28 protein-coding genes and 1 riboswitch are annotated in these 24,950 nt (G+C 69.0%); of the genes, 7 read left to right on the forward strand and 21 right to left on the reverse strand.

Features of this window, described 5'->3' with window-relative positions:
• Positions 1-76: 76 nt before the first annotated feature.
• The 3 genes from ASE66_RS08330 to ASE66_RS08340 are packed head-to-tail and all read right to left on the reverse strand — an operon-like array spanning position 77 to position 2,284.
• Entirely contained in the window at positions 77-529 is a 453-nt protein-coding gene (locus tag ASE66_RS08330; protein ID WP_057189150.1) for an RrF2 family transcriptional regulator, read from the reverse strand.
• Complete coding sequence (gene dut / locus ASE66_RS08335) at positions 526-1,011, reverse strand: dUTP diphosphatase (RefSeq protein WP_057189151.1); 486 nt, start codon at positions 1,009-1,011, stop codon at positions 526-528. The genes ASE66_RS08330 and dut overlap by 4 nt, the downstream gene beginning before the upstream one ends.
• Positions 1,012-1,015: 4 nt before the next feature.
• On the reverse strand, positions 1,016-2,284 hold the full coding sequence (locus tag ASE66_RS08340; RefSeq protein ID WP_057189152.1) for a phosphopantothenoylcysteine decarboxylase: 1,269 nt from the start codon (positions 2,282-2,284) through the stop codon (positions 1,016-1,018).
• A gap of 177 nt (positions 2,285-2,461) precedes the next feature.
• On the opposite strand from ASE66_RS08340, the gene ASE66_RS08345 reads away from it, so the two are divergent.
• The gene (locus tag ASE66_RS08345) at positions 2,462-3,166 is read left to right on the forward strand and encodes a CoA transferase subunit A (RefSeq protein WP_057189153.1); all 705 of its coding nucleotides are present in this window, start codon (positions 2,462-2,464) and stop codon (positions 3,164-3,166) included.
• Between the two features lie 15 nt (positions 3,167-3,181).
• Complete coding sequence (locus tag ASE66_RS08350) at positions 3,182-3,835, forward strand: CoA transferase subunit B (RefSeq protein WP_057189154.1); 654 nt, start codon at positions 3,182-3,184, stop codon at positions 3,833-3,835.
• Here ASE66_RS08350 and ASE66_RS08355 read toward each other — a convergent pair.
• Entirely contained in the window at positions 3,819-4,739 is a 921-nt protein-coding gene (locus ASE66_RS08355; protein ID WP_057189155.1) for a LysR family transcriptional regulator, read from the reverse strand. The two genes, ASE66_RS08350 and ASE66_RS08355, sit on opposite strands and share 17 nt — an antisense overlap.
• A gap of 147 nt (positions 4,740-4,886) precedes the next feature.
• Between ASE66_RS08355 and ASE66_RS08360 the strand changes: the two genes are divergently transcribed.
• Positions 4,887-6,083, forward strand: coding sequence for a CynX/NimT family MFS transporter (locus ASE66_RS08360; protein ID WP_057189156.1), 1,197 nt, complete (start codon positions 4,887-4,889; stop codon positions 6,081-6,083).
• Between the two features lie 5 nt (positions 6,084-6,088).
• Here ASE66_RS08360 and bluB read toward each other — a convergent pair whose 3' ends face one another.
• From bluB to ASE66_RS08385, 5 genes are all read right to left on the reverse strand, one after another.
• Complete coding sequence (bluB, locus tag ASE66_RS08365; protein WP_057189157.1) at positions 6,089-6,712, reverse strand: 5,6-dimethylbenzimidazole synthase; 624 nt, start codon at positions 6,710-6,712, stop codon at positions 6,089-6,091.
• Positions 6,709-8,034: a cobyrinate a,c-diamide synthase gene (locus tag ASE66_RS08370; protein WP_057189158.1), complete on the reverse strand. Its 1,326-nt coding sequence runs from the start codon at positions 8,032-8,034 to the stop codon at positions 6,709-6,711. Before ASE66_RS08370 ends, bluB begins: the two co-directional genes overlap by 4 nt.
• Positions 8,031-8,798 (reverse strand): precorrin-4 C(11)-methyltransferase, encoded by a 768-nt coding sequence (gene cobM, locus ASE66_RS08375; protein WP_057189159.1) that lies wholly within the window; start codon positions 8,796-8,798, stop codon positions 8,031-8,033. The genes ASE66_RS08370 and cobM overlap by 4 nt, the downstream gene beginning before the upstream one ends.
• Positions 8,795-9,175 carry a cobalamin biosynthesis protein gene (locus ASE66_RS08380; protein WP_057189160.1) on the reverse strand — a complete coding sequence of 127 codons (381 nt, stop codon included), beginning with the start codon at positions 9,173-9,175 and terminating at the stop codon, positions 8,795-8,797. The genes cobM and ASE66_RS08380 overlap by 4 nt, the downstream gene beginning before the upstream one ends.
• A 151-nt stretch (positions 9,176-9,326) precedes the next feature.
• The gene (locus ASE66_RS08385) at positions 9,327-10,577 is read right to left on the reverse strand and encodes a bifunctional cobalt-precorrin-7 (C(5))-methyltransferase/cobalt-precorrin-6B (C(15))-methyltransferase (protein ID WP_057189161.1); all 1,251 of its coding nucleotides are present in this window, start codon (positions 10,575-10,577) and stop codon (positions 9,327-9,329) included.
• Between ASE66_RS08385 and ASE66_RS08390 the strand changes: the two genes are divergently transcribed.
• Positions 10,576-11,337 (forward strand): cobalt-precorrin-6A reductase, encoded by a 762-nt coding sequence (locus ASE66_RS08390; RefSeq protein WP_057189162.1) that lies wholly within the window; start codon positions 10,576-10,578, stop codon positions 11,335-11,337. The two genes, ASE66_RS08385 and ASE66_RS08390, sit on opposite strands and share 2 nt — an antisense overlap.
• Here the strand turns inward: ASE66_RS08390 and cobJ are convergent.
• From cobJ to ASE66_RS31285, 9 genes are all read right to left on the reverse strand, one after another.
• The gene (gene cobJ / locus ASE66_RS08395; RefSeq protein ID WP_057189163.1) at positions 11,280-12,071 is read right to left on the reverse strand and encodes a precorrin-3B C(17)-methyltransferase; all 792 of its coding nucleotides are present in this window, start codon (positions 12,069-12,071) and stop codon (positions 11,280-11,282) included. The two genes, ASE66_RS08390 and cobJ, sit on opposite strands and share 58 nt — an antisense overlap.
• Entirely contained in the window at positions 12,068-12,820 is a 753-nt protein-coding gene (locus ASE66_RS08400) for a precorrin-2 C(20)-methyltransferase (protein WP_057189164.1), read from the reverse strand. Before ASE66_RS08400 ends, cobJ begins: the two co-directional genes overlap by 4 nt.
• Positions 12,817-13,449 (reverse strand): precorrin-8X methylmutase, encoded by a 633-nt coding sequence (locus ASE66_RS08405; RefSeq protein ID WP_057189165.1) that lies wholly within the window; start codon positions 13,447-13,449, stop codon positions 12,817-12,819. The genes ASE66_RS08400 and ASE66_RS08405 overlap by 4 nt, the downstream gene beginning before the upstream one ends.
• A 14-nt stretch (positions 13,450-13,463) precedes the next feature.
• Positions 13,464-14,747: a precorrin-3B synthase gene (gene cobG / locus ASE66_RS08410; RefSeq protein WP_057189166.1), complete on the reverse strand. Its 1,284-nt coding sequence runs from the start codon at positions 14,745-14,747 to the stop codon at positions 13,464-13,466.
• Positions 14,744-18,214 carry a cobaltochelatase subunit CobN gene (gene cobN, locus ASE66_RS08415; protein WP_057189167.1) on the reverse strand — a complete coding sequence of 1,157 codons (3,471 nt, stop codon included), beginning with the start codon at positions 18,212-18,214 and terminating at the stop codon, positions 14,744-14,746. Before cobN ends, cobG begins: the two co-directional genes overlap by 4 nt.
• 4 nt (positions 18,215-18,218) lie before the next feature.
• Positions 18,219-19,268, reverse strand: coding sequence for a cobalamin biosynthesis protein CobW (gene cobW, locus ASE66_RS08420; protein WP_057189168.1), 1,050 nt, complete (start codon positions 19,266-19,268; stop codon positions 18,219-18,221).
• On the reverse strand, positions 19,265-19,690 hold the full coding sequence (locus ASE66_RS08425) for a DUF1636 family protein (RefSeq protein ID WP_057189169.1): 426 nt from the start codon (positions 19,688-19,690) through the stop codon (positions 19,265-19,267). Before ASE66_RS08425 ends, cobW begins: the two co-directional genes overlap by 4 nt.
• A gap of 158 nt (positions 19,691-19,848) precedes the next feature.
• Positions 19,849-20,604 carry a CbtA family protein gene (locus ASE66_RS08430; RefSeq protein ID WP_057189170.1) on the reverse strand — a complete coding sequence of 252 codons (756 nt, stop codon included), beginning with the start codon at positions 20,602-20,604 and terminating at the stop codon, positions 19,849-19,851.
• Between the two features lie 10 nt (positions 20,605-20,614).
• Positions 20,615-20,788, reverse strand: a complete 174-nt coding sequence (locus tag ASE66_RS31285; RefSeq protein WP_082613285.1) for a CbtB domain-containing protein — start codon at positions 20,786-20,788, stop codon at positions 20,615-20,617.
• Between the two features lie 34 nt (positions 20,789-20,822).
• Positions 20,823-21,004, reverse strand: a riboswitch (cobalamin riboswitch).
• Positions 21,005-21,087: 83 nt separating this feature from the next.
• Here ASE66_RS31285 and cobU point away from each other — a divergent pair.
• Both cobU and cobO read left to right on the forward strand, forming a co-directional pair.
• Positions 21,088-21,600 (forward strand): bifunctional adenosylcobinamide kinase/adenosylcobinamide-phosphate guanylyltransferase, encoded by a 513-nt coding sequence (gene cobU, locus ASE66_RS08435; RefSeq protein WP_057189171.1) that lies wholly within the window; start codon positions 21,088-21,090, stop codon positions 21,598-21,600.
• Positions 21,601-21,612: 12 nt separating this feature from the next.
• Positions 21,613-22,224 carry a cob(I)yrinic acid a,c-diamide adenosyltransferase gene (cobO, locus tag ASE66_RS08440; RefSeq protein WP_057189172.1) on the forward strand — a complete coding sequence of 204 codons (612 nt, stop codon included), beginning with the start codon at positions 21,613-21,615 and terminating at the stop codon, positions 22,222-22,224.
• A 5-nt stretch (positions 22,225-22,229) separates the two neighbouring features.
• On the opposite strand, the gene ASE66_RS08445 is transcribed toward cobO, so the two are convergent.
• The 3 genes from ASE66_RS08445 to cbiB all read right to left on the reverse strand — a co-directional run bounded on the left by ASE66_RS08445 (position 22,230) and on the right by cbiB (position 23,947).
• Positions 22,230-22,673: a TA system VapC family ribonuclease toxin gene (locus tag ASE66_RS08445; protein WP_057189173.1), complete on the reverse strand. Its 444-nt coding sequence runs from the start codon at positions 22,671-22,673 to the stop codon at positions 22,230-22,232.
• A complete protein-coding gene (locus tag ASE66_RS31980; protein WP_057189174.1) occupies positions 22,670-22,894 on the reverse strand; it encodes a hypothetical protein in 225 nt (74 codons plus the stop codon). Before ASE66_RS31980 ends, ASE66_RS08445 begins: the two co-directional genes overlap by 4 nt.
• A 66-nt stretch (positions 22,895-22,960) precedes the next feature.
• Positions 22,961-23,947: an adenosylcobinamide-phosphate synthase CbiB gene (cbiB, locus tag ASE66_RS08455; protein WP_057189175.1), complete on the reverse strand. Its 987-nt coding sequence runs from the start codon at positions 23,945-23,947 to the stop codon at positions 22,961-22,963.
• Between cbiB and cobD the strand changes: the two genes are divergently transcribed.
• Entirely contained in the window at positions 23,946-24,950 is a 1,005-nt protein-coding gene (gene cobD / locus ASE66_RS08460; protein ID WP_057189176.1) for a threonine-phosphate decarboxylase CobD, read from the forward strand. The genes cbiB and cobD overlap by 2 nt on opposite strands.

The following is a 24,950-nucleotide window of genomic DNA, read 5'->3' on the forward strand; positions in this document are numbered from 1 at the left end:
GGTCTGGGCTTGTGAACTGGATCCTCAAGCTAGCATCAAATCACAGAATCTGTCGAGAAATTGGACATTTAACGGATCAAATCGTGAAATTGGTATCGAGCGGTGGTTTCCCGGTCGCGGAACGCTCCTCGGCCTCGCGGCAGAGGTCGGCTACGCTGACCGCGTCGAGCCTGGCGAGCCACGCCTCCATGGCCTGCTGCATCATCGGGTCGATCACCACATCCACCAGTGCGGACTGCGGCAGCGGCGGCAGGGTCTCGTCGGCATTCGCCTGCATCGCGGCGCGCACGATCTCGCCGGCGGTGATGCGGCGGCGTTCCCGGGCGAGCTCGTAGCCTCCGCGCGGGCCGCGCACGCCCTTAAGTATGCCGACCCGGACCAGCGCCTGCAGCACGGTTTCGAGATGGCGCGGCGGCAATTCGTGGCGCGCCGCCAGTGCCTTGGCCGCGACAGGGGTGGGGCGGGCGTGCAGGGCAATGTCGACCACGGCGGTGACCGCAAGCAGGCTGCGGCGTGAGAGTTGGATCATGCCTTGCCTCCGGCCGCATGGCGCGGGGGGGGGTCGCTCACTCCGGTCGAGCCGAAGCCGCCGGCGCCGCGCGCCGTGTCCGTGAGCTCTTCGACCTCGACGATCTCGGCCTGCAGCACTGCCCCGACGACGAGCTGGGCGATACGGTCGCCATGCGCGACGGTGAAGGTCTCCTGCCCGTGATTGATCAGGATGACTTTGACCTCGCCGCGATAGTCCGCATCGATCGTGCCGGGCGTGTTGAGCAGGGTGACGCCGTGGCGCAGTGCCAGGCCTGAGCGCGGCCTGACCTGGCCCTCCGTCCCCACGGGCAGTTCGAGCACGAGGCCGGTCGGCACGAGCAGGCGCGCGCCCGGCTCCAGCCGCAGCGGCCCATCGGGCAGAGCGGCGCGCAGATCGAGCCCGGCGGCGCCGGCGCTCTCATAAGCCGGCAGCGGCAGGTCATGGGCGTGCGGCAGGCGGCGGATGCGGAGCGTTGCCATCGCCTCAGCTCTTCTGCGACAGCAGGGCGGCGAAATGCGCGACGAGGCGCGTCGCGACTTCGGCTTTGGGCAGGGTCGGCCAGGTCTCGACGCTGTCGGTGCTGACGAGGTGAACGGTGTTGGCGTCGCCGCCCATGACGCCGGTGCCGCCGACATCGTTGGCGACGATCAGGTCGCAGCCCTTCCTCGCCAGCTTGGCGCGGGCATAGTCGACGACGTTCTGCGTCTCGGCCGCGAAGCCGACGACCAAGGTCGGCCGGTCGATTTCGCGCGCGGCGATGGTGGCGAGGATGTCTGGGTTCTCGACCAGGGCAAGGCTGGGCGGCTTGCTGCCATCCTTCTTCATCTTCTGGCCGGGGGCGTCTGCGGTGCGCCAGTCGGCGACGGCGGCGGCGAAGATCGCGATGTCGGCCGGGAGTGCGCTTTCAGTCGCCGCCAGCATGTCGCGGGCGCTCTCGACATGGACGGTATCGACGCCGGCGGGATCGGCAATGGTCACGGGGCCGGAGATCAGTGTTACCTGCGCGCCGGCGGCAGCGGCGGCTGCGGCGATGGCGTGGCCCTGCTTGCCCGAGGAGCGATTGGCGATGTAGCGGACCGGGTCGATCGGCTCATGCGTCGGGCCGGAGGTGACGAGCACGCGCTTGCCCGCCAGCGGCTTCGGCCCGGAGGGCGCACCGCCGGGCAGGCGGCCGAGGAAGCCGATCGCCGGCGTCTGCCGGGCTTCGCCGGCAAGGGCGAGCTCGATCGCGACGAGCAGCTCGTGCGGCTCGGCCATGCGGCCCGGGCCGCTCTCGCCGCGCTCGGCCATGGCGCCGGAATTGGGGCCGACGACGAGGACGCCGTCTTTCTGCAGCGTCGCCATGTTGCGCCGGGTCGCCGGATGCTGCCACATCCGCGGGTTCATCGCCGGCGCGATCAGGATGCGTTTATCCGTTGCAAGCAGCGCTGTAGACGCCAGATCGTCGGCATGGCCGTTCGCCATCTTGGCGATCAGATCGGCCGTGGCCGGCGCGACGACGATGAGGTCGGTCGAGCGCGACAGGGCGATATGGCCGATATCGGCCTCGTCCGTCAGCGAGAACAGATCGGTGAAGCATTTCTCGCCCGCGAGCGAGGAGACGGCGAGGGGCGTGACGAACTGCTCGCCCGCTCTGGTCAGGATGCAGCGGCAGGCGATGCCGTGGTCCTTCAGGCGCCGGATCAGCTCCAGGCACTTATAGGCGGCAATGCCGCCGCCGATGATCAGCAGGATGGAGCGGGAAGCGGGCAAGGGCGTGGCTCCGGAAGGCAGGGCGCGCCGTTTGGTAGCATCGGCCGGGCCGGGCTGTCATGTGTCGTGCATCGTCGCACGAGGGGCGCGTCAGCGACACAGGTTGCAACCGCACCATGCGCTCGGCTAGTTGTTTTTAAAGCCTCCCTTGAGATCTCCAGCGACGAAGGCATTCCGATGAAGAAGGTTTTTCCTGACGCCAAGGCGGCGCTCGCCGGCGTCGTCAAGGATGGCATGACCATCATGGCCGGCGGTTTCGGCCTCTGCGGCATTCCCGATACGCTGATCGAGGCGATCCGCGACTCCGGCGCCAAGGACCTGACCTTCATCTCCAACAACGCCGGCGTCGACGGCGCCGGCCTCGGCGTCCTCCTGGAGACACGCCAGATCAGGAAGATGATCTCGTCCTATGTCGGCGAGAACAAGCTCTTCGCCGAGCAGTACCTCTCGGGCCAGCTCGAACTCGAATTCAATCCGCAGGGCACGCTCGCCGAGCGCATCCGTGCCGGCGGCGCCGGCATCCCGGCCTTCTTCACCAAGACCGGCGTCGGCACGCTGATCGCCGAAGGCAAGGAAGAGCGCGAGTTCGACGGCGAGCGCTACATCATGGAGCGCGGCCTCTTCGCCGATATCTCGATCGTCCACGCCTGGAAGGGCGATACCGAGGGCAACCTCGTCTACCGGAAGACGGCGCGCAATTTCAATCCGATGATGGCCTCGGCCTCGCGCATGACGATCGCCCAGGTCGAGCATCTCGTCCCGGCCGGCGAGATCGACCCCGATCACATGCATACGCCCGGCATCTTCGTGAAGCGCATCGTGCACGTCGCCAATCCGGTGAAGCGCATCGAGCAGCGCACCACCCGCAAGCGCTCGGCCTGAGAGGAGATCACGCACATGGCCTGGACCCGTGAACAGATCGCCGCTCGCGCCGCCAAGGAGCTGAAGGACGGCTTCTACGTCAATCTCGGCATCGGCATCCCGACGCTCGTCTCGAACTACATCCCCGACGGCATGAACGTGCAGCTCCAGTCGGAGAACGGCATGCTCGGCATGGGCCCCTTCCCCTATGAGGGCGAGGAGGATCCCGACCTGATCAATGCCGGCAAGCAGACCATCACCGAACTGCCGACGACGAGCTATTTCTCCTCCTCGGATTCCTTCGGCATGATCCGCGGCGGCCATATCGACCTCTCCATCCTCGGCGCCATGCAGGTCGCGGAGAATGGCGACCTCGCCAACTGGATGATCCCCGGCAAGATGGTGAAGGGCATGGGCGGCGCCATGGATCTCGTCGCCGGCGTCAAGAAGGTCGTCGTGGTGATGGAGCATGTCGCCAAGAACAAGGACGGCTCGGAATCGCCGAAGCTGCTCAAGGCCTGCGACCTGCCGCTGACCGGCGCCGGCGTCGTCGACATGGTGATCACCGACCTCGGCGTCTTCGCGATCGACGAGAACGGCGGCGGCATGACCCTGATCGAGCTCGCAGAGGGCGTCACCCTCGACGAGATCAAGGACAAGACCGAGGCGCCGTTCAAGGTCGCGCTCTGACCTCGCAAAGCTGCGCCAGCGCCTCCGCGAAGGCGCGCGCGGCCGGGCCCATCGCCTCGTCGAGGCGGTGGGCGAGATAGGCTTCGGCCGGAAGCTGGGCATTCCGGCCGAGCGCCCTGGTCGCGACCCGGACCAGCCTGCCCTCGGCAAGGTCGCGCTCGATCAGCCAGTTCGGTAGCCGCCCCCAGCCGAGCCCGGCCAGGATCATCGCATGCTTGGTGTCCTGCCCGGTGACGCGGCAGGTCTGCGGCGAGAGCACGCCGAAATCCTGCGCGCCCGAGATCGGCGTCGGGTCGATCTGCACGATCTGGAGATGCTGGGCGAGCTCGGAGCGGGTCAAAAGGCGCCCGTCGCCGGCCAGGGCGAGCGGATGCGTCGCCGCGACGACAGCGATCATCTCGATCGATGTCAGCGCCTCGATCGCGATGCGCGGATCGCGGAAATTCTCGCCGACCGTGATGGCGAGCGCGCTGCGCCGCTCAAGCAAGGCCGCGATCGGTCCGCCGAGCGGCTCGATGGCGAGCCGGATCGAGACCGACGGATAGCGCTCGCGCAGGCCGGCGAGGGCGGCGCCGATCAGCGGGGAGGGGAACAGCACGTCGATCGTCAGCGACAGCTCGATCTCGACGCCTTGGCTCAGGCCATGTGCGCGCGCTTTCAGCGCACCGACGCGCAGCAGCACCTCCCGGATGTCGGCGAGCAGGGCTCGTCCCTCCGCCGTCAGGGCGGGCCGGTGGCCGGAGCGGTCGAACAGGATGAGGCCGAGCTGCGTTTCGAGATTGGCGATCGCATGGCTGATCGCAGACTGGGCCCGTGACAGCCGCGTCGCGGCCGAGCGGAAGCTGCCGGCTTCGGCGACGGTGACGAAGGTTCGCATCTGGTCGAGGGTGAGCGCATCGAGCATGATCGATTTCCTTGATCGACTCGATGCCAATTATCTCACTTTTCGAGATCGATGGAAAACCGCATCTCCGGGCGACGCGGTAGTGCGATCCGAGGAACAGAGCATGGCCGGTCATCCCGCTCAGATCATCGTCGCGAGATCGCGCTCATGACAGCCGCCGTCGCAACGCCCGGGGCCAGGACCGACTGGCTCGCCGTCACGGTCGTGGTCGCCAGTGGCATCGTCGCGGCGCTGCAGGTCGGCAAAGCCGCGATCGCGATGCCGCTGGTCCAGGCCGAGTTCGGGCTCGATCTCGGCACGCTCGGCTGGCTCGCCTCGATCTTCGCCGTGCTCGGCATGGTCGGCGGCATCCCGGTCGGCACGCTCGCCATCGGCCTCGGCGCGCGGCGCGTTCTGCTGCTCGGCCTGTTGGCCGTTGCGGTCGGCGCTTTCCTGGGCGCCGCGGCGCCGCGCTTTCCGATGCTGCTGGCCTCGCGCGTGCTCGAAGGCTTCGGCTTCCTGCTGATCACCATTGCCGGGCCGGCCATGTTGCAGCGTGTCGCCAGCCCCGCCCAGCGCGACATCGCCATGGCGCTGTGGAGCTGCTTCATGCCGACCGGTATCGCGCTCGCCATGCTTGCCGGGCTCTGGCTCACCGACTGGCGCATGATCTGGCGGGTCACCGGCGCTCTCGCGGTCGTCGCGATCGTGCTGACCGTGCTCACGGTGCCGAACCCCAGCGGCGGTACGCGTCCATCCTGGTCGGCTCTCGCCGGCGATGCCGGCGCGGTGCTGAGCGCGCGTGGGCCACTGCTGCTGGGCCTCACCTTTGCGCTCTATGCGCTGATGTTCTTTGCCCTGTTCAGCTTCCTGCCTGTGCTGCTGATGCAGCGCATGCAGGTCTCGCTCGCGACCGCCGGCCTGCTCGGTGCGCTCGCCAGCGCCGTCAACATCATCGGCAACCTCACCGCCGGCATGCTCCTGGCGCGCGGCGTCTCGCGTGTCAGCCTGATCATCGCCGCGAGCCTCGTCATGGGGCTGTCCGCTATCGGCATCTTCCTTGGCCTGCTGCCGGACACCGCGACCTTCCTGCTTTGCGCGCTGTTCTCGATGGTCGGCGGGATCATCCCTGCGACATTGCTGTCCTCGGCGCCGGTGCTCGCGCCGACGGCGGCGTTGACCCCGGTCGTCGTCGGCCTGCTGATGCAGGGCAGCAATCTTGGCCAGGTCGTCGGCCCGGTCGCCATCGGCGGCGTCATCGAGGCGCTGGGCTGGCCCTCGGCAGCCGGTCTGGTCAGCGGCGCGGCCGTGCTGGCCATTGTGACAGCGCTCGGTCTGCGCGGAATGCGCAGGCGGGCGGCCTAGCTGCGTCAGCCGAGCCGCGAATCGCTCTCCCAGCCGGCGCGGACCAGCTCCGGCACCTCGTGCTCTTCTTCGGGATAGCCGAGGCAGAGATAGCCGATCAGCTTCCACTCAGGGGGAGCGCCGACGATTGCAGCGATCTCGGCCGGGTCGAGGATCGAGACCCAACCGAGGCCGAGCCCATGGGCGCGCGCGGCGAGCCAGAACTGCGTGATTGCCGCGACGACCGAATAATCCAGCATCTCCGGCATGGTCCGCCGGCCGAGGCCATGGCCCTGTGCCGTCACATGGTCGCAGAACACCGCGAACTGCACCGGCGCCTCGCACAGGCCCTCGAGCTTGAGGCGGGCATAGAGCGCGGCGCGCTCGCCCTCGAAATCGGCCAGAGCCTCCGCATTGCAGCGGGAAAAGCTGGCCTGCACCGCGCTGCGCTGCTCGGGATCGGTGACCTCCAGCCAGCGCCAGGGCTGCGAATGGCCGACCGAAGGGGAGAGCTGCATCAGATCGAGCAGCTTTGCCCGCAGCTCTTCCGGTACCGGCTCGCGCCGGAAGCGCCGGACATCGCGGCGCCAGGCGATCAATTCGCCGAGCTTGTCGCGGAAGTCGCCATCGAAGACGGGCGGCGCGGTCACGCCCCCTCCCGCACCGCGATCGCGTGGAAGAAGGAGCCGGAGGTCAGGCCGCGGCGGCTGCCGGCCGGCACGGGAGCCGAGCCATGCGGGTCGGTGACCACCGCGAAGGGCGGATCCTCGCCTTGCGAGATCACGGTCGCATAGTGGAACTCGTGCCCGCTGAGGCGATCGCCTGCGAGGCCGAGCGGCCCGTCCGTGGCGAGCGCCGCATTGCGATAGCCGAGGTTCATCTTGCGCTTGGCGAAGCTGGTCTCGACCGCGAGCAGACCGGCCATGGCATGGCTGACGCCATCGGCATCGATCAGGCTCTTGCCCAGCACCATATAGCCGCCGCACTCGCCATGGACCGGGCGGGTCCGGGCGAAATCACGCAGGCCGTCGAGGAAGCGCGAGGCGGCGGCGAGCCGGCCGGCATGCAGCTCGGGGTAGCCGCCCGGCAGCCAGCAGGCATCGCAGGATTCGGGCGGCGGCTCGTCGGCGAGCGGCGAGAACGGTACGAGCTCGGCGCCTTGCGCGAGCCAGCCCGCCTCGACATGCGGATAGACGAAGCTGAAAGCGGCGTCGCGGGCGATCGCAAGGCGCTTGCCCGGCGCCGGCAGCGGGATCGTCTGGCGTGTGGAAGCCGGCAAGGCGGTCGCACCGGCAGCCGCGAGGACGGCGTCGAGATCGACCGCCGCCGCGATGGCATCGGCAAGCGCATCGAGGCGCTGGTGCAGGTCCTCGGTCTCGCCGGCCTGGACCAGGCCGAGATGGCGCTCGGGCAGGATCAGGCTCGCTTCGCGCGGCAAGGCGCCGAGAACGGGGAGGCCGATCTTCTCTATGCCGGCCGTGGCAAGGCGGCGATGGCGCTCGCTCGCGACCTTGTTGAGGATCACCCCGGCGATACGGATGCGCTTGTCATAGGCCATGCAGCCGAGCGCGACCGCGCCAGCCGATTGCGCCTGCCCGGAGACGTCGACGACGAGCACGACCGGCCAGCCGAGCAGCGCCGCGATGTCGGCGCTGGCGCCGGTATGGCCGTCTGGACCGGGAACACCGTCGAACAGCCCCATCGAGCCCTCGGCGACGATGATGTCAGCGTCCTTTGCCGCCGCGTTCGCGATCTGGCCGAGCAGCGCGTCGGCCATCGCATAGCTGTCGAGATTGGCGCTGGGCGCGCCTGTCGCGGCGGCGTGGAAGGCCGGGTCGATATAATCAGGCCCGCATTTGAGCCCGCGCACCTTCAGGCCGCGCCGGGACAGCGCCCGCTGCAGGCCGAGCGTGATCGTGGTCTTGCCCGAGCCGGAACGCGGCGCGGCGATGAGGAGACCCGTTGCCGTCATTCCTGGCCTCCACTTGGCCTGAAGCGCCGGTCATAGCCAGCCGAGTAGAGCGCGCTCTCGGAAAAGTCCTCCGCCGCCAGCGCCGGGCCGACCAGAATCAGCGCGGTCCGCTCCAGCTCTGCCGTCCGAACCTGCCCTGCTATGTCGGAAAGCTGTCCGCGCAGGATGCGCTCCTCCGGCCAGGAGGCACGGAAGACGACAGCGACCGGGCACTCGGCGCCATAGAAGGGGGTGAGTTCATCCACGACCTGCTCGATGACATGGATCGAGAGATGGATCGCGAGCGTCGCGCCCGAGGCCGCGAAGGTCGCGAGCTTTTCGGTCTCCGGCATGGCCGAGGCACGGCCGGAGGTGCGCGTCAGCACCAGCGATTGCGCGACGCCGGGCAGCGTCAGCTCGCGCTTGAGCGCGGCAGCCGCGGCGGCGAAGGCCGGCACGCCCGGCGTGATCTCATAGGGGATGCCGAGCTGATCGAGCCGGCGCATCTGCTCGCCGGTTGCGCTCCAGATCGAGATATCGCCGGAATGCAGCCGGGCGACGTCCTTGCCTTCTGCATGGGCGTTCTGGATTTCGGCGATGATCGCGTCGAGGTCGAGCGGGGCGGTGTCGACGATGCGCGCGCCCGGCGGGCACCAGCCGAGCATCGCCTTGGGGATCAGCGAGCCCGCATAGAGACAGACCGGGCAGGCGCCGATCAGTTCGCGCCCGCGCAGGGTGATGAGATCGACCGCGCCGGGACCGGCGCCGATGAAGTGGACGGTCACGCGGCGCTCCGGGCGAGAGCGCAGGTGACGCGGGCGGTGGCGATGCGCGGCTGGATCAGGGTCGCGCCCGGCCCGGCAGCGGCCAGCGCTGCCGCCTCGGCGACCGAGCCGACGCCATAGAGGCCGGAAATCCGGGTCGAGCGCGTCGCGCAGGAGGCCTCGAAGCCGGCGAGTGCTTCGTCGGGGATGGCGATGAGAGTGAGATCATGTGCCTGCGCGACGGCGGTCAGCCCCGGCTCGTCCCGGCGGGAGGCCAGGGTGGCGAGGCGCGCCAAAGCGGAAGGCGAGAGACCGGCGGCCGTCAGAGTCTGGTCGAGGCATGCCTCAACCTCTGCTGCCGGCGTCCCCGGACGCAATCCGATCCCGGCTGTGATCATGTCTCAAACCTCTCCCGGTCGTCCCGGGCGACCGAAGGGAGACCCGGGATCCATTCCGGAGCCTTGCCGAATGAGGTTCCGGAATGGATCCCGGATCTCCGCTTCGCTGCGTCCGGGATGACAGAGAGCATTGTGGCAATCGCGCGTGCGTTCACGGCTTCACCACCCGCCATTGCGTCACCGCCATCTGGGCGCGCCAGCCATGCATCGTCCCGATCGGATCGAGATGCGCAACGCCGATGCGGCGCAGATTGCCGCCATGGACGGCGAACAGCGCGGCGAGCCTGGCCTCGCCCTCGATCGTCACCGCATTCGCTACCAGTCGTCCGCGCGGCTTCAGCGCCGCGAAGGCAGCTTCGAACACGCCGGGATCGGTCAGCCCGCCGCCGATGAAGACGGCGTCCGGCGAGGCTTTTCCGGCGAAGCTCTCGGGCGCCTTGCCCTCGACCACTTCGAGCGGCGGCGCGCCGAGTGCGAGCCGGTTGCGGGCGATGCGGGCGGCGCGCTCCGGCCGCTCCTCGAAGGCGATGGCGCGGCTGTGGCGGTGGCGCAGGCTCCATTCGATGCCGATCGAGCCCGAGCCCGCGCCGATATCCCAGAGCAGTTCGCCGGCGCGCGGCGCCAGCGCCGACAGCGTGATCGCGCGGATATCGGCCTTGGTCAGCTGGCCGTCATGCTCGAACCAGTCGTCGGAGAGGCCGGTCGCCAGCGGCAGGATGCGGGCATCGCGGCTGGCGACGACGCTGATCGCCAGCATGTTGAGCGGCACGATGCCGTCGAGCGCGAAGCTGTCGGCGCGGGCCTCGCGGATGCGCTCGTTCGGGCCGCCAATCGTTTCCAGCACGGTGATCGTGCTTTCGCCGAAGCCGCGGGCGCTCATCAGCTGGGCCACTGCGAGCGGTGTCGAATCGTCCCAGGACAGGGCCAGAACCCGCGCGCCCGGCTGGAGAAAAGGGATGATCCTCTGAAGGGCGCGGCCATGCAGCGAGACCAGCCCGCATTCTTCCTGCGGCCAGCGCATGCGCGTGCAGGCCATGGAGAAGGAGGACAGCTGCGGGATGACGCGCATCTCGGCCGCCGGCACCGCCTTGGTCAGCCCGGCGCCGATGCCGTAATGGAACGGATCGCTGGTCGCGAGGACGCAGACATTCCGGCCCTTTTCGGCCAGAATCGCCGGCAGCGCATTGCGGAAAGGCTGCGGCCAGGGCCGCGCGTCGCCGGGGACATCGCCGATCAATTTGAGATGGCGCTCGCCGCCGAAGACGATCTCGGCGCTCTCCAGCGCCGTCAGCGCCTCGGCGCAGAGGCCGGCACGGCCATCCTCGCCGAGCCCGACCAGCGAAAGCCAAGGGCCGGGCGGTGCGCTCGACAGTTTGGTCGTTTCAGGCGAAAACTGTTCCATGACGGTCCTCATCCTTGGCGGCACCAGCGAAGCGGCTGCGCTCGATCAGCTCCTGGCTGAACAGGCACCCGAGATTCGCGCCGTGATCTCGCTCGCAGGCCATACCTCCGACCCGCGCCCTCTGTCCTTGCCGACCCGCACCGGCGGCTTCGGCGGTATTGCCGGCCTCAGGCAATATCTCCTCGACGAGGGTGTCGTCGCCGTCATCGACGCGACCCACCCCTTCGCCGCGATCATGCCGTATCATGCCGAGGCCGCCTGCAAGGCGGAAGGCGTGCCGTTGCTGGCGATCAGGCGCGAATCCTGGAAGCCGCAGGCTAACGACCGCTGGAAATGCGTGCCCGACATCGACGCCGCCGTCGAGGCGCTCGGAGACGAGCCGCGCCGCGTCTTCCTGACCATCGGCCGGCTCGAATTGCCGCATGTCTTCGCCGCCCCGCAGCACCATTACCTGATCCGCGTGATCGAGCCCGTGAACGACCTGCCTTTGCCGCACGCCAAGGTGCTGCAGCAGCGCGGTCCGTTCGAAGCCGAGGCGGAAGAGAAGCTGATGCGGGAGGAGGGCATCGAGGTCCTCGTCAGCAAGAATGCCGGCGGGCCGATGACGCTCGGCAAGCTCGTCGCGGCGCGACGGCTCGGACTTCCGGTGGTGATGGTCGAGCGGCCGCCCAAGCCCGATGTCGAGACCGTCGAGCATATCGATCAGGTCCTGCCCTGGCTGGTGACGCAGGGGCTCTTCGTCACCGAGCGCGGCGTATAGACGATCGGGTTCGCCCCTTCGCGGGCGATCAATCGCGTCGCGCTGGCGCCGATCATCACCAAGGTCGCCATGTCGGCGCTGTCTGCCGCCGCGACTGCCTCGGCGAGCATCAGGATGCGCAGGTTCTCGTCGGGCCGCCCGACAGCGCGGGCGAAGATCACCGGTGTTTCGGGCGCGCGGATCGTCGCTGCCAGCTCCAGCGCCTTGCCGAGCTGCCAGGGCCGCGCCTTCGAGATCGGGTTGTAGAGCGAGATCACGAAATCGGCGGTGAGGGCCGCGCTGAGCCTGGCGGTCACGACTTCCCAGGGCTTGAGATTGTCCGAGAGCGAGATCGCGCAGAAATCGCCGCCGAGCGGGGCGCCGGCCTTGGCTGCCGCCGCCAGCATGGCGGTGATGCCGGGCTCGACGCTGATCGGAAGCTTGCGCCAGGACGGCTCGCCCGCTTCCAGCGCCTCGAACACCGCCGCCGCCATGGCGAAGACGCCGGGATCGCCGCCGGATACGACGGCGACGGCTCGGCCTTCAGCGGCCAGCATCAGCGCATGCCGGGCGCGGTCGACCTCGACGCGGTTGTCGGAGGCATGCTTGGTCTGACCCGCGCGCACCGGCACGCGGTCGAGATAGGGCCCATAGCCGACGAGATCGCTGGCGGCCTCGAGCGCGGCCAGCGCCGACGGCGTGAGGTAGCGCGCCTCGCCCGGTCCGAGGCCGATGATGGCGAGCGAGCCGGTCACAGCCGCCGTCCTTCGCCGGGCACGAGGATCATCGAGAAATACGGCGCCTCGTCGTCGCCCTTGTCGGCGAGCCGCGTCACCACCTGCCCGGCCATGGTGGCGCGCTCGACATAGATGGCGCGGTTGATCAGCCCGGCCGCCTGCAGCGCGCGGCGCACTTTGGGCAGGTTGCGGCCGAGCTTCATGATCACGGCGGCGTCGGTATCGACCAGCCGGCGCGTCAATTCGCTCTCGGCGAGCGTGCCGGGCACTACGGTCATGACGTCGTCGCCCCAGCTGATCGGGGCCTCGGCGCGGGCCCAGGCGCCGGCCATGCCGGTCACGCCCGGCACCACCTCGGTCGGGAAGCGGTGGGCGAGGCGGCGCCACAGATGCATGAAGGAGCCGTAGAAGAACGGGTCGCCGTCGCAGAGCACGGCAACGCTGCGGCCGGCCGCCATCTCGCCGGCGAGCTGTTCAGCCGCCTCGTCGTAGAAGGCAGCGATCGGCCCGGTATAGCCCTCGTCCTCGACCGGCACCTCGATCGTAACCGGGAAAGCGAGCTCGATCTCGCGGGCCGGATCGGGCGCGATGATCGCGTCGGCCGTGACGCGGGCATTGCCGCGCCGGCCGCGCTTGCAGAAGTGAACGAGACGGTCGGCCTTGAGGATCACATCACGGGCACGCACGGTCATGTAGTCGGGATCGCCCGGACCGAGGCCGACACCATAGAGCAGGGTGCGGGGCGCTTCTTCGCTCACGCCGCTCACTCCTTGACCTGCGCCAGCGCGTTGACGGCCGCCGCCGCCATGGCCGAGCCGCCGCGCCGTCCGTGCACGACGAGGAAGGGCACGCGCCCGTCCAGCGCCAGCGCCTCCTTCGATTCCGCTGCGCCGACGAAGCCGACGGGGATGCCGATCACCGCCGCCGGCTTCGGCGCGCCTTCGTCGAGCATGTCGAGCAGGCGGAACAGCGAGGTCGGCGCGTTGCCGATGACGACGACCGATCCGGCGAGGTGGGGACGCCAGAGCTCCATGGCCGCGGCCGAGCGGGTGGTGCCCATTTCTTCGGCGAGCTGCGGCACCGACGGATCGGGAAGCGTGCAGATCACCTCGTTCTTCGCCGGCAGGCGTGTGCGGGTAACGCCGTCGGCCACCATGCGGGCGTCGCACAGGACCGGTGCGCCCCTGGCCAGCGCAGCCTCGGCGGCTTCAGCGAAATCAGGCGACATAGCCACGTCCTTCGGCAGGTCGGTCATGCCGCAGGCATGGATCATCCGCACGACCACGCGCTCGGCAGTGCCCGAAAAGCGCGACAGGTCGGATTCGGCGCGGATGATGGCGAAGGAGCGCTCATAGATCGCGGCCCCGTCGCGGATATAGGCGTGACGCGTGTTCAACTTCCAACCTGCTTCTAGTGCTGCGCCGCTTCCAGCCGCGCGCGGATGTCCTGACCCGGTTCGAGCCGGCGCACAAGTTCTCCCAGCGAAAGATGGGCGATGGCGGCGTCGCCGGTGCTTCCGCCGACGATCACGTTGTAGCCTCCGCCACTGCCGACCAGCGTGAGGTCGGCGATGCCGGGATGGGCGCAGGACTTGGCGCAGCCGGAGACATGGAGACTGAGGCCACCCGCGAGCATTGGCGTCATCGCTTCTGCGAGGACCGCAGCATTGGCCAGTGTCGCTGCTTCCCCGCGTGCGCAGGCCGGCGCACCGGCGCAAGCCGAGACGGCAAGGCGTGGATCGTTCGGTTCGACGATCAGGCCCTCATCGCGCAGGGCCTCCTGCAGGATGCTCGCGGCGTCCGCCGAGAGGCCACAGAAGGCGAGGCCGCGCCAGGGGGATACCCTGATCTCGCGGAGGCCGGCATTGCGGGCGAGTTCGCCCAGGCGGCGCAACCCTGCGGTATCGGTCCGGCCGAAGGGCAATCCCGCCAGCAGGGCGACCCTGTCGTCTCGCTCGGCGACGAGGCCGGAGGAAGCCGGCTTCGGTCGGGAGGCCGGAGCCGGCAGCGGTCTGAGTCCGGACAGCGTCGCCAGCTGTGTCAGCTCATCGGAAGAAAGATCGCGCATACGGCGGACTTTCCCGGAGCTCCCCTTGCTCGCGGCAACGAAGCCGTCGAGCAAATGAGCCGCGTACATCGCCACTTCATGCGGCGCAGCCGGGCCGAGCCAGAACTCACCCGGCAGGCCGAAAACGACCGTTTCGGCCGAAACCGCCCGCAGCCTGAGATCGGCAGCGAAGCCGTCGAGCGCCAGCGCGCCGCCACCATCGACAACGATCGAGAATTTTGCCGGCAGGCCGGTGACGCCGCGACCGGCTCGCTCCACCGCATCTGCCAGCGCGGCAGCGTCGAGCAACTCGTCAGTCGCCCGGCCGGCGAGCGGCGAGGTCAGCGTAAGCCGGCTCGGGCCATCGCCGTCGGCTTCGTCGACGAGACCGGCAACCAGCAGATCATCCACCAGCGCCGGGTGGGCATCCTCGCGGATGCCGCGCAGTTGCAGATTGCCGCGGCCGGAGATCTCGATCTGGCCGTTGCCGTGTCGGCTCGCGAGCTCTGCGACATGAGCGAGCTGGCCCGGTGTCAGTGCATTGCGCGGCGGATGAAGGCGCACCAGCAGGCCGTCGCCGGTCAGCATCGGCCGCAAGGTGCCGGGGCACCAGCCGCGCCGCATCGTCTCGCGGGCCGAGGCGCTCATTCGGCGGCCTCCTGCTCTGCGAGCATTGCAGCCGAGTTCAGCCGGCTGCGCCAGAGCCCGCGCTCCTGCGCCTCGGCGAGGCGCGCCCGGATCGAGGCGGCGGCCGGCGCATTCGCCTGCTCCAGAGCCTGCCAGACGACTGCATCGCCGCAATAGGCCTGGAACACCGCATCGAACAGGCCGTCCGAGACGGCATCCGTAGCAGCCGCATAGACGAAGAGCGCATCGACCGCCTCCGCCAGTTCGGCCGCGCCACGCCAGCCATGGGCGAGATGGCTCGCGATCCATTTGGAATGGCAAAGCCTGCCATGGACGATGCGCGAGACGTCCTCGGAAAGGGTGCGTGCTTTGGGCTTTTCGGGGTCGGAGGTGTCGAGGCTGTAGAGCGCGGCCTTGCCGCCTTCAGCTTGCATCGCCGCGACGAAACCGCCGATCACATCGGCGGCGCTGGTCGCCTCGATGATGTCGCGTCCGGCGGTGTCACTGACATGGACGAAGGCCTGTGCCTCGGCGACGCGCGTCGAGAAGCTCTCATCGGGCGAGGCTGAGCCATCCGGCCCGCCATAGGCATGGCTGGTGGCGGCGAGATAGGCCTCGCCGAGTTCGCTGCGTGTCCGCCAGTCGCCGTCGAGCGCCCGGTCGGCCATGGCGGCGCCATAGCGGCCGGGCGCTGCGCCGAAGATGCGGGCGCCCGTCTCGCCCCTGCGGCGGGCGGCGGCGGGCTCGTTCCACTCCTCCGGCTCGTCGAGCGCGGCGACGGCGTGCGTGGCTGCATCGAGCAAAGCGATCTGCGCCGGGAAGGTGTCACGGAAGGCGCCGGAGATGCGGATGGTGACGTCGGCGCGCGGCGCGGAAAGCTTCGCCTGCGGGATGATCGCAAAGCCGGTGACGCGGGTCGAGCCATGGTCCCAGAGCGGTTCGGCACCCATCAGATGCAAGGCATGGGTGATATCCTCGCCGCCCGAGCGCAGGGTGGGCGAGGCCCAGAGGTCCATGACGATCCGGCGGGGGTAATCGCCCTCGTCCTGGAGATGCCTAGCGATGATCGCCTGCGCCGCCCTGGCGCCGAGCTTTGCGGCCGAGCGGGTCGGCAGGGCGCGCGGGTCGAGCGTCGAGAGGTTGCGCCCGCTCGGCAGCACGTCGGGCCGGCCGCGATGCGGCGCGCCGGCCGGGCCGGGCGGGACGAAGCCGGCATCCAGCGCTTTCAGCAGGTTGCGGCGCTCGTTTTCGGCTGAGGCCGGGTCGGCCTTGGAGCTGCCGAAGATGTGCAAACCGTCGCGAAAGGCGGTCTCGGCGAGATCGCAGAGATGGGCGTCGAGCGCGGCGAGCGCGCTCGGCATGTCCTGATCGGGCGTGACACCGCAGGCTGCAGCGAGGCCGCTCGCCTCGGCACGGTCGCGGATTTCGCGAGCAACCAGCTCCGCCCGGCGGGGATCGAGCAGCTGCGCCTGCGAATACTCCTCGACGAGATCGCGCAGCAGCGCCGTCTCGCCGGCAGCGTCATGCGCAGCCAGCGGTGGCGGCAGATGGCCGAGCGTCAGGGCCGAGAGTCGGCGCTTGGCCGGCGCCGCCTCACCGGGATCGTCGACGACATAGGGGTAGATCACCGGCAGAGCGCCGATCGCGAGCCGCGGCCAGCAGGCGGCCGAGAGCGCCACCGCCTTGCCGGGCAGCCATTCGGTCGTGCCATGGGTGCCAAGATGGATCAGCGCATCGGCGCGCAGGACCTCGCGCAGGCCGAGATAGAAGGCGAGATAGGCATGGCCCGGCGGCGCGTCGGGATCGTGATAGCGTGCCTTGCGGTCGGGCGAGACGTCCCGAGGGGGCTGCAGCGCGATGGTGAGATGACCCCATTGCACGGTCCGGAAGCGGAAGGCTTCGCCGTCGCAGGCTGGGTCGGCTTCGGGTTGGCCGTGGCTCGCGAGCAGGGTTTCGCGGGCGTCGGCCGGGATGGCGACGAGCCAGGCGCGGTAGCTGGCGAGCGGGACAGCGAAGTCAGCCGGGCCCTCGGTGAGGGCATGCATCAATTTCCAGCCCTCATCCTGAGGAGCGGCCGAAGGCCGCGTCTCGAAGGATGCTCCAGAGCGTGCTGGATCATCCTTCGAGACGCCGCTGCGCGGCTCCTCAGGATGAGGGCTGTGAGGGATGGTCGCATTGCTGCCGACTTCATATCCTGCGTCTCGCAGCAGCTCCCGGATCGCCAGCGCGCTTGCCGGCGTGTCGAGGCCGACGGCGAAACCGGCGCGGCCGCCGCGGGCGGGATAGTCCGACATCACCAGCGCGATTTGCCGGTCGCTCTGCGGCTTGCGACCGAGCGCGACCCAGTTCGCCGCGAAGTCGGCGAGCGCGGCGATGCCCTCGGCATCGGGAGCTAGCCGCCGCAGCATCAGGCCGGTCACCGGGTCGCTGACCTCCTCCTTGAAGGCGACGGGGATGGCGCCGAGCCGGCCGTCGAACTCCGGCAGCGCCGCCTGCATGGCTAGGTCGGCGGCAGAGAGCCCGCGCGGCGATTCCGCCCAGGCTTCGCGGGCGCTGCCGACGGGCACAGCCTGCAGGATCGGGGAGTCGGCGGCGTCGAGCACGAAATCGGTGCCGTCGCGGGCCGAGAATGCGGTGGTGGTGACGATCAGCGCCGGCTTGCGCGTCGCGATCAGGGCGGCAAGTTCGCTGGCGACGCTTGCGTCCTTGAGGCTGGTCAGGGCGAGCGACAGGGGGCGGAGGCCCCGCTCGGCGAGAGCCGCTGCGATCGCTTCGACCATCGCCGTGTCGCCGGCAGCGACACCGGAGCGGTAGACGAGGATGGGGACGAGCGATGCCTCTGCCGGCAAGGCGGTGAGTGCGTCGCGCCAGGATAGGGGCGTGGCGTTGGGGCCAAGAGCGAAGAGGGTTGGGAGTGGGACAGGGGTGAGGTCGGAAGCGTCTTGCGACCCCTCATCCGTCTCGGCTTCGCCGAGCCACTGGCAGGGGGATGAGGGGTCGCACTGCGCTTGCAGATAGGCGTCCACCCGCCCCAGCAGCCGCCGCATGTTCTCGGCACCGCCGCCGGCATGGAAATAGCCGAGCAAGTCCGCCGCAAAACCCAGCGGCACCGTGCCGTAACCAGCGAGCCGCTCGTCCTCGCGATCATCGCCCGGCAGCACCGCCAGCGCCACGCCATGCTGCCGGCAGGCACTGGCGATTTGCTCGACGCCATAGCGCAGATAATCGAGCCCGCCGAGGCAGCGCAGCAGCACGAAGCGCGAGCCGGCGAGCGTGTTCTCGATCAGGAGGTCGATCGAGAGCGGGTGCCTGAAACGCCGGAGCGGAACGAGGCGGAGGCCCAGCCCGCTATCGGGCGCAGCCGCCGCCAGCGCCGAGAGATCGCTGTCGCTGAAGGAGAGGACGACGAGGTCTCCCGGCGGCAGAGCGAGATCGACGGCGTCTTCGCCGTCGTCGAGCCTCACCTCGCTGGTCGGGAGAAGGTGCATCGCATTATCCGGCGAGCGCCGCTTCCACGGCGGCACGGTCGAAGCCCTTGAGGCCGATCACCACGAGACGGCCGTCGCGTGCTTCGTCCGCCCCCCAGGCCCGGTCGTAATGATGGCCGATGCGCCGGCCGACGCCCTGCACGACGAGCCGCATCGGCTTGCCGGGAATGCCGGCGAAGCCCTTGAGGCGGAGCACGCCTTCGGCCTCGGCCGCCTTGGCGACGCGCGCGACGAGCTCTTCCGGCGTGGCCGCCTGCGGCAGCGGCAGTGCGACGCTGTCGAAATCGTCATGGTCATGGTCCTCGCCCTCGCCGTGATGCGAGGGGCGGGCCGCCAGATCGGCCTCGGCTGCGGCCCCAAGGCCGATGATCAGCGCCGGCTCGACCCTGCCATGGGCCGTCTCGACCACCTTGATCGCCTTGGGCAGATGCTGCGCGATCTCGGCCTTGACCCGCTCGCGACCGGCGGCGTCGACGAGGTCGCTCTTGTTGAGCAGGATCAGGTCGGCGCAGAGGATCTGGTCCTCGAACACCTCCTCGAGCGGATTGTCGTGGTCGACCGCCTGGTCCTGCGCCGCTTGCGCCTTCAGCGCCTCGGGATCATCCGCGAACTGGCCTTCGGCCACCGCCGGTCCGTCGACCACGGCGATGACGCCGTCGACGGTGACCCGGCTGCGGATCGCCGGCCAGTTGAAGGCCTTGACCAGTGGCTTCGGCAAGGCGAGCCCCGAGGTCTCGATCAGGATGTGCTCGGGCGGGTTCGGCCGGTTCAGCAGCTTCTCCAGCGCCGGCACGAAATCATCGGCGACGGTGCAGCAGATGCAGCCATTCGGCAATTCGACGATGTTGTCCTGCGTGCAGCCCTCGATGCCGCAGCCGGCGATGAAGGAGCCGTCGAAACCGAGATCGCCGAACTCGTTGACCAGCACGGCGAGGCGCTTGCCGCCGGCGTTCTCGAGCAGATGGCGAACGAGGGTGGTCTTACCGGCGCCGAGGAAGCCGGTGATGATCGTGCACGGCACCTTGCCGAGCGCGGGGTTCTGCGGAGCGTTCATTCGTTTGATCCTTGTGTGCGCGGCAATGGTGGCACGCGCGCGACCACGCCCTTGCGGAACGAGACGGGTCTTTCTTTCCAGGGAACGATGCCGTTGGCGCTGGCGGCAAAACTCTCCGCCGCGCCGACGATCTCGTCGAGATGAAGACCGGCGTCGAGATCGCCGATCAGATAGGTCCATTTGCCGTCGGCCGTGAGCGCGACCGTGCAGGGCCGCTTGCAGACGGCGAGGCACTCGACCGGGACGACGGCGATGCCGCTGCCGGCCATACGCTCGGAGAGCGCCGCTGCTAGGCCGATGCCGGGCTGGTCGTAACCCTCCGGCAGGTCCTCGCGCTGGCGCCGGCAGACGGTGCAAACATGGATGGTGCAGCCCGGCTCCAGCCGGGCTTCCGTCGCGAAAGCGAGATCGCCTTCGAGCATGAAACGCCTCCTTGCGCGCTTTCCGTTCGACCGGAACGGTCGAACGATAAGAATTCGCGCAAAATCAAAAGTTGCGCATGTTCTGATCGCAAAAATGGTGTCCACTTTTGCGGACCATGCTCGTGGATTGGCGCGGCCGTCGCCGGCCGTGCGAGGCGTCAGGCCGCGGCCGTCGCGGCGCTACGGCGAGTTGCCCAGGGCCAGAGCACGCCAACCGCAAAGCCGGTGGCGAGCCAGAGCGCGGCCTGGATGGCGAGCGACAGCGCGGCGAAATGCGCGGCGATCTCGGCCGGCACCTTGCTCTCCGGCGCTACCGGATGCGGTGCGCCGATCAGGTGCGGCAGCAGCAGGGCCAGCACGGCGAGCGCCCGCGCCCAGGAGGCCTCGACCCGCAGGAAGACGAAGAGCGACCCAGCGGTGACCACGGCCGTCAGCAGCCACCAGAGCTGGCGCTGTTGCAGCTCGGCTGCGGCGGAGCCCGGCAACTCCGGCGCCAGTCCCATCGCCGGGGCGAGTCCGAAGGCGAAGAAGCCGCACACCGCCCAGGCCAAGGCCCGGCGCTGGTCGATCTGCTCGTTTGCCGCGATCATCCCGGCGAGCAGCAGCGCCGCGAAGCCGATCGCGGTGGCGATCGTCACCAGGCTGGTGAAGGCGGTGCGCTGCAAGCCGTCCTGCGGCTTCCATTCGTGCTCGCCGGTGTGCTCTGCCCCGGCTTTCGGGTCGTTATGGGCGAGAATGATGCGTGCCTGCCCATCAAAGGCGGCCTGCATCGGTGCGCCCTGTGTGCGCAATGCCGCCTCATAGGTCTCGGCCTTGAGGATCAGCGGGGTGGTGGTGACGTGCTGGAGGGCCGAGATCAGCAGTCCAGCCAAAAGCCCGGCCAGGATGCTGACCGTGAGAATACGCGTGACCATGTGCTTCCCCTCAATGACAGGGGAAGGCGAGGCCGTGACGGGTGTCGTGCGCCGCGTTGTGGACAGTGGACGAGGCGGCGAAGCCGACGGTGTAGATCAGCACGAAGCCGAGGATCAGCGCTGCGGCGACGGCTTTCGCCCGTTCCGAGACGCTGGCCTGGCTGGTGACGGTTGCGGTATTCATTGGCTCACTCCTGGCCACCCCACCGGCAGCCTGCTGGACGACATCGAATGACGGCAGGTCTCCTGGCTCACGGCTTGGTGTCCTGCTCCGCCTTCCCGGGAAACCCAGTGGCCGATGGCGCAGGACGCGCCGCTTACAGTTGCGGGGGCAGCCGCGGTCCTTCACCGCGTTCCCTTTTCACCTCGTTGTCGAGGCACCGTCACGATGATCATTAGCCATCCGGTGGTCGCTGTGCAATGCAGTCTCGTCATTCCCGGCGGAGCGCGGCGCAAGCCGAAGCATGACGTGGAGACTGCCAAATGACTCTTTCCCCACTCACCCTCGTCCTCGGCGGCGCCCGCTCCGGCAAGAGCCGGCATGCCGAGGCGCTGATCGAGGCGTTGCCGGCGCCCTGGACCTATATCGCCACGGCCCAGGGCTATGACGACGAGATGCGGGCACGCATCGCCGAGCACCGCGCCCGCCGTTCCCGCGACTGGCAGACGGTCGATGCGCCGGTGGCGCTGCCCGAGGCGATCCGCAATGCCCGGTCCGGGCAACCCATCCTGGTCGATTGCCTGACACTCTGGCTGACCAATCTCCTGCTCGCCGAGCGCGACATTGCGATCGCGACCGGCGAACTCATCGCGGCCTGCCGCGAGGCAGAAGGGTCGATCGTGCTGGTCTCGAACGAGGTCGGCCTCGGCATCGTGCCGGACAATGCGCTCGCCCGCCGCTTCCGCGACGAGGCCGGCCGGCTGCATCAACGCCTTGCGGCGCAGGCCGGGCGCGTGGTTTTCATGGTCGCCGGATTGCCGATGCAGGTGAAGTAGAAGAGCGAAGTGATGACGGATGAGACCGAGGACGCCGCCCGCCACAAGGCGAAGATGGAAAAGCGCAAGGCGGTGCAGGACGCCGAGGTCGCCGGCAAGACGTTGGAAAAGGGCCTGCTGATCGTCAACACCGGTCCGGGCAAGGGCAAGTCGACCGCCGCCTTCGGCCTGATCTTGCGGGCGCTCGGCCATGGTTGGGGCATCGGGGTCGTCCAGTTCATCAAGGGCGCCTGGTCGACCGGCGAACGCAAGGCGCTGGACGCCTTCGGCGACCAGGTCTCCTGGCATTCGATGGGCGAGGGCTTCACCTGGGAGACGCAGGACAAGGCCCGCGATATCGCCGCCGCCAACCGCGCCTTCGACAAGGCGAAGGAGTTGATGGCCGATGAGGGCATCCGGCTATTGGTGCTGGATGAGCTCAACATCGCGCTGCGCTACGACTACCTGCCGCTCGCCGAGGTGGTCGCGACCCTGGTCGCTCGCAGGCCGGATCTGCACATCGTCGTCACCGGCCGCAACGCCAAGCCGGAGCTGATCGAGGCGGCTGACCTTGTGACGGAAATGACGCTGGTGAAGCATCATTTCGCCGCCGGTGTGAAGGCGCAGGAAGGGATCGAGTTCTGATCGCGTCAGGTGGTCGCGATGATGTGCAGCGCGTCGGCGCCGGATTTGACGGCGTCGGGCTTCAGTCGCCTGTCGAAGGTCGCGAGCTTGCCCCCATGCTTGACGGCAAGGGCTAAGAGGTAGGTGTCGGTCACGTGCCGCGAACTCAGTATAGCATCGAGGTCGACGCGGTCCATGTCGAGCAGGCTGAGATCGTCGGCCCAGAATGTGTATCCGGGAGCTCGGCGCAGTTCGCGCAGTACTTTGGCGACGCGGCCGGGAAAACCGGCGCTGTCGGGAAGCGGGTAGGCCGAGTGGCTCAGTATGCGGATTACGCCATTCTCGACGATGGGGCAGGTCGCCCAACCATCTTGCGCGATCTGGGTGAGCCAGCCATGTGCCGCGGCATGGTTCACATGACTCGGATCGATCAACGCGATCAGCACGTTGACGTCGAGCAGGAAGGTCACGGCTCTTCGTCGCGGAGCGCGTTGACGAGTTCCATGGTGACGCGAACGCCGGGCCGCTCGGGCAGCAACGGTATGCCGTTGCGATAGACGATCTGCTGCTCCGCTGGCAGCGACCTGCGCGCCAGTTCCGAGATCACCTCTCCGACCGGGCGATCTTGCTCGCGCGCCAGCTTTTCCGCGGCGCGGACGACGTCGTCATCGATCGTGACATGCGTTCCCATGGCGGCGATCCGTCTGTTCCCGATCCGCAATGTAGCTCTTTTTGTGATGAGAGTAACCGATAACGGTTACGCGCTGACCATGACGGCGACAGTCGCCCCCAATGCCGCCAACCCCCAGAGCAGCAGGCAGGCGCGGCGATAGAGGCCAAGCGCCCGCCGGATATCCGCCGCGGTTGCCTCCGCCCGGCCATCGCCCATCCAGCCATCCTCTACCCTGGCCGCTCCATAGACACGCGGCCCGGCAAGGCGGAGCCCGAGCGCACCCGCCGTCGCCGCCTCCGGCCAGCCGGCATTGGGTGAGCGGTGGCGCCCGGCGTCGCGACGCACAGCCCGGCAGGCCGCGCCGGCATCGGCATTTCGATCGAGCGCCGCCGCAGCAATGAGCAGCAGCGCCGTAAAGCGCGAAGCCGGCAGGTTGACGAGGTCGTCGAGCCGCGCCGCGGCCCAGCCGAAGGCGAGATGGCGCGGGTTCTTGTGGCCGATCATCGAATCGGCGGTGTTGATCGCCTTGTAGAGCGCGCCGCCCGGCAGGCCGCCGACACCGAGCCAGAAGGCCGGCGCGACGATCCCGTCGGAAAAATTCTCGGCCAGGCTCTCGATCGCGGCGCGTGCCACGCCGGCCTCGTCGAGGCTCTCCGGATCGCGGCCGACGATCATCGAAACCGCCTTGCGTCCCCCAGTGAGCCCACCCTGTTCCAGTCCTTCGGCGACGCGGGCGACGTGCTCATGGAGGCTGCGCTGCGCCAGCAGGGTCGAGGCCAACATTGCCAGCGGCAGCAGGGCGAACGGCCCGGTGAGACGGCAGAGCGCAACGAGGGCCAGTGCGGCGGCCAGCGTCACGCCGAGCAAGAGCAGCAAGGCGGCGATTCCGGCCAGCCGCCGCATCGCGAAGCTCGCAGTCTCGCGGTTGAGGCTGCGGTCGAGCCAGGCGATCAGCGCGCCGATCCAGGTGACGGGATGGCCGATCCATGCGAACAGGCGCGCCGGATAGCCGATCGCCACCTCGATCAGGAGGGCGGCGAGGAGAAGCGGCAGACTTTCGGAGAGCGACATGGCGGCCGGGGAGACGAAGGAGACGATCTGGCATGGCGGCGATCTCGCCACGGCCAAGGCGCTGTTTCCACAGGCGCCAAAACCCTGGATCGATCTCTCGACCGGTATCAACCCGCTCCCCTATCCGCTTCCGGAGCTGCCGTTAAGCCTGTGGCAGCACCTGCCAGGGAAAATCGAGGAGGCGGCGCTGCTCGCGGCGGCCCGCAAAGCCTATCGCATTCAACCGGAAAGCGGCGTGATGGCGGCGCCCGGCACGCAGATCCTGATCGAATTGCTGCCGCGCCTCGTGCCGGCCGCGAAGGTTGCCGTGCTCGGGCCGACCTATGGCGAGCACGCACCGGCCTGGCGCAAGACGGGCGCGACGGTGCGCGAGATCACCGACCTTGCCGAGATCGGCGACGCCAACGTCGTGGTGCTGGTCAATCCGAACAATCCGGACGGGCGCATCGTCGCGCAGCAGATCCTGGTCGCGCTGGCCGGGGTGCTCGCGACGCGAGGCGGCCTGCTGGTCCTCGACGAAGCCTTCGCCGATTTCGCGCCTGAGATGAGCCTGCTGCCGATCTTGCCGGAAGGGGCCCTCGTCCTGCGTTCCTTCGGCAAGGCCTATGGGCTGGCTGGCCTGAGGCTCGGCTTCGCGGTCGGCGAAACGCGGTTTACCGATGCCCTCCAGGCGATGCTCGGTCCGTGGGCTGTGGCGGGGCCGGCGCTGCATGTCGGGGCTGCCGCGCTCGGCGATGGGGATTGGCTGTCGGCAGCGGGCGAGGCGCGCGGGGCTGACAGCAAGCGGCTCGATGCGCTCCTTAGCCGCCATGGCCGCGTCGTCGGCGGAACCGTGCTCTATCGCTTGCTCGAAACATCGCAGGCGCCCGCTCTGTTCGCGCGGCTCGGCCGAGCCGGGATCTATGTCCGCCGCTTCCAGCACGATCCGGCCCGCTTGCGCTTTGGCTTGCCGGGCGACGCGGCCGCGTGGACCCGGCTGGCGGATGCGCTCGCAGCGGCCTGA

Origin of the sequence: Allobosea sp. Root483D1, assembly GCF_001429505.1 — a bacterium.
Taxonomy (GTDB): Bacteria; Pseudomonadota; Alphaproteobacteria; order Rhizobiales; family Beijerinckiaceae; genus Allobosea.

Excerpts from the sequence above, each read along its gene's own strand:
- ASE66_RS08330 (WP_057189150.1), bottom strand. The coding sequence starts at position 529 with ATGATCCAACTCTCACGCCGCAGCCTGCTTGCGGTCACCGCCGTGGTC.
- dut (WP_057189151.1), bottom strand. The coding sequence starts at position 1,011 with ATGGCAACGCTCCGCATCCGCCGCCTGCCGCACGCCCATGACCTGCCG.
- ASE66_RS08345 (WP_057189153.1), top strand. The coding sequence starts at position 2,462 with ATGAAGAAGGTTTTTCCTGACGCCAAGGCGGCGCTCGCCGGCGTCGTC.
- ASE66_RS08350 (WP_057189154.1), top strand. The coding sequence starts at position 3,182 with ATGGCCTGGACCCGTGAACAGATCGCCGCTCGCGCCGCCAAGGAGCTG.
- ASE66_RS08355 (WP_057189155.1), bottom strand. The coding sequence starts at position 4,739 with ATGCTCGATGCGCTCACCCTCGACCAGATGCGAACCTTCGTCACCGTC.
- ASE66_RS08360 (WP_057189156.1), top strand. The coding sequence starts at position 4,887 with ATGACAGCCGCCGTCGCAACGCCCGGGGCCAGGACCGACTGGCTCGCC.
- ASE66_RS08370 (WP_057189158.1), bottom strand. The coding sequence starts at position 8,034 with ATGACGGCAACGGGTCTCCTCATCGCCGCGCCGCGTTCCGGCTCGGGC.
- ASE66_RS08380 (WP_057189160.1), bottom strand. The coding sequence starts at position 9,175 with ATGATCACAGCCGGGATCGGATTGCGTCCGGGGACGCCGGCAGCAGAG.
- ASE66_RS08390 (WP_057189162.1), top strand. The coding sequence starts at position 10,576 with ATGACGGTCCTCATCCTTGGCGGCACCAGCGAAGCGGCTGCGCTCGAT.
- ASE66_RS08385 (WP_057189161.1), bottom strand. The coding sequence starts at position 10,577 with ATGGAACAGTTTTCGCCTGAAACGACCAAACTGTCGAGCGCACCGCCC.
- cobG (WP_057189166.1), bottom strand. The coding sequence starts at position 14,747 with ATGAGCGCCTCGGCCCGCGAGACGATGCGGCGCGGCTGGTGCCCCGGC.
- cobN (WP_057189167.1), bottom strand. The coding sequence starts at position 18,214 with ATGCACCTTCTCCCGACCAGCGAGGTGAGGCTCGACGACGGCGAAGAC.
- cobW (WP_057189168.1), bottom strand. The coding sequence starts at position 19,268 with ATGAACGCTCCGCAGAACCCCGCGCTCGGCAAGGTGCCGTGCACGATC.
- ASE66_RS08425 (WP_057189169.1), bottom strand. The coding sequence starts at position 19,690 with ATGCTCGAAGGCGATCTCGCTTTCGCGACGGAAGCCCGGCTGGAGCCG.
- ASE66_RS08430 (WP_057189170.1), bottom strand. The coding sequence starts at position 20,604 with ATGGTCACGCGTATTCTCACGGTCAGCATCCTGGCCGGGCTTTTGGCT.
- ASE66_RS31285 (WP_082613285.1), bottom strand. The coding sequence starts at position 20,788 with ATGAATACCGCAACCGTCACCAGCCAGGCCAGCGTCTCGGAACGGGCG.
- cobU (WP_057189171.1), top strand. The coding sequence starts at position 21,088 with ATGACTCTTTCCCCACTCACCCTCGTCCTCGGCGGCGCCCGCTCCGGC.
- cobO (WP_057189172.1), top strand. The coding sequence starts at position 21,613 with ATGACGGATGAGACCGAGGACGCCGCCCGCCACAAGGCGAAGATGGAA.
- ASE66_RS31980 (WP_057189174.1), bottom strand. The coding sequence starts at position 22,894 with ATGGGAACGCATGTCACGATCGATGACGACGTCGTCCGCGCCGCGGAA.
- cobD (WP_057189176.1), top strand. The coding sequence starts at position 23,946 with ATGGCGGCCGGGGAGACGAAGGAGACGATCTGGCATGGCGGCGATCTC.
- cbiB (WP_057189175.1), bottom strand. The coding sequence starts at position 23,947 with ATGTCGCTCTCCGAAAGTCTGCCGCTTCTCCTCGCCGCCCTCCTGATC.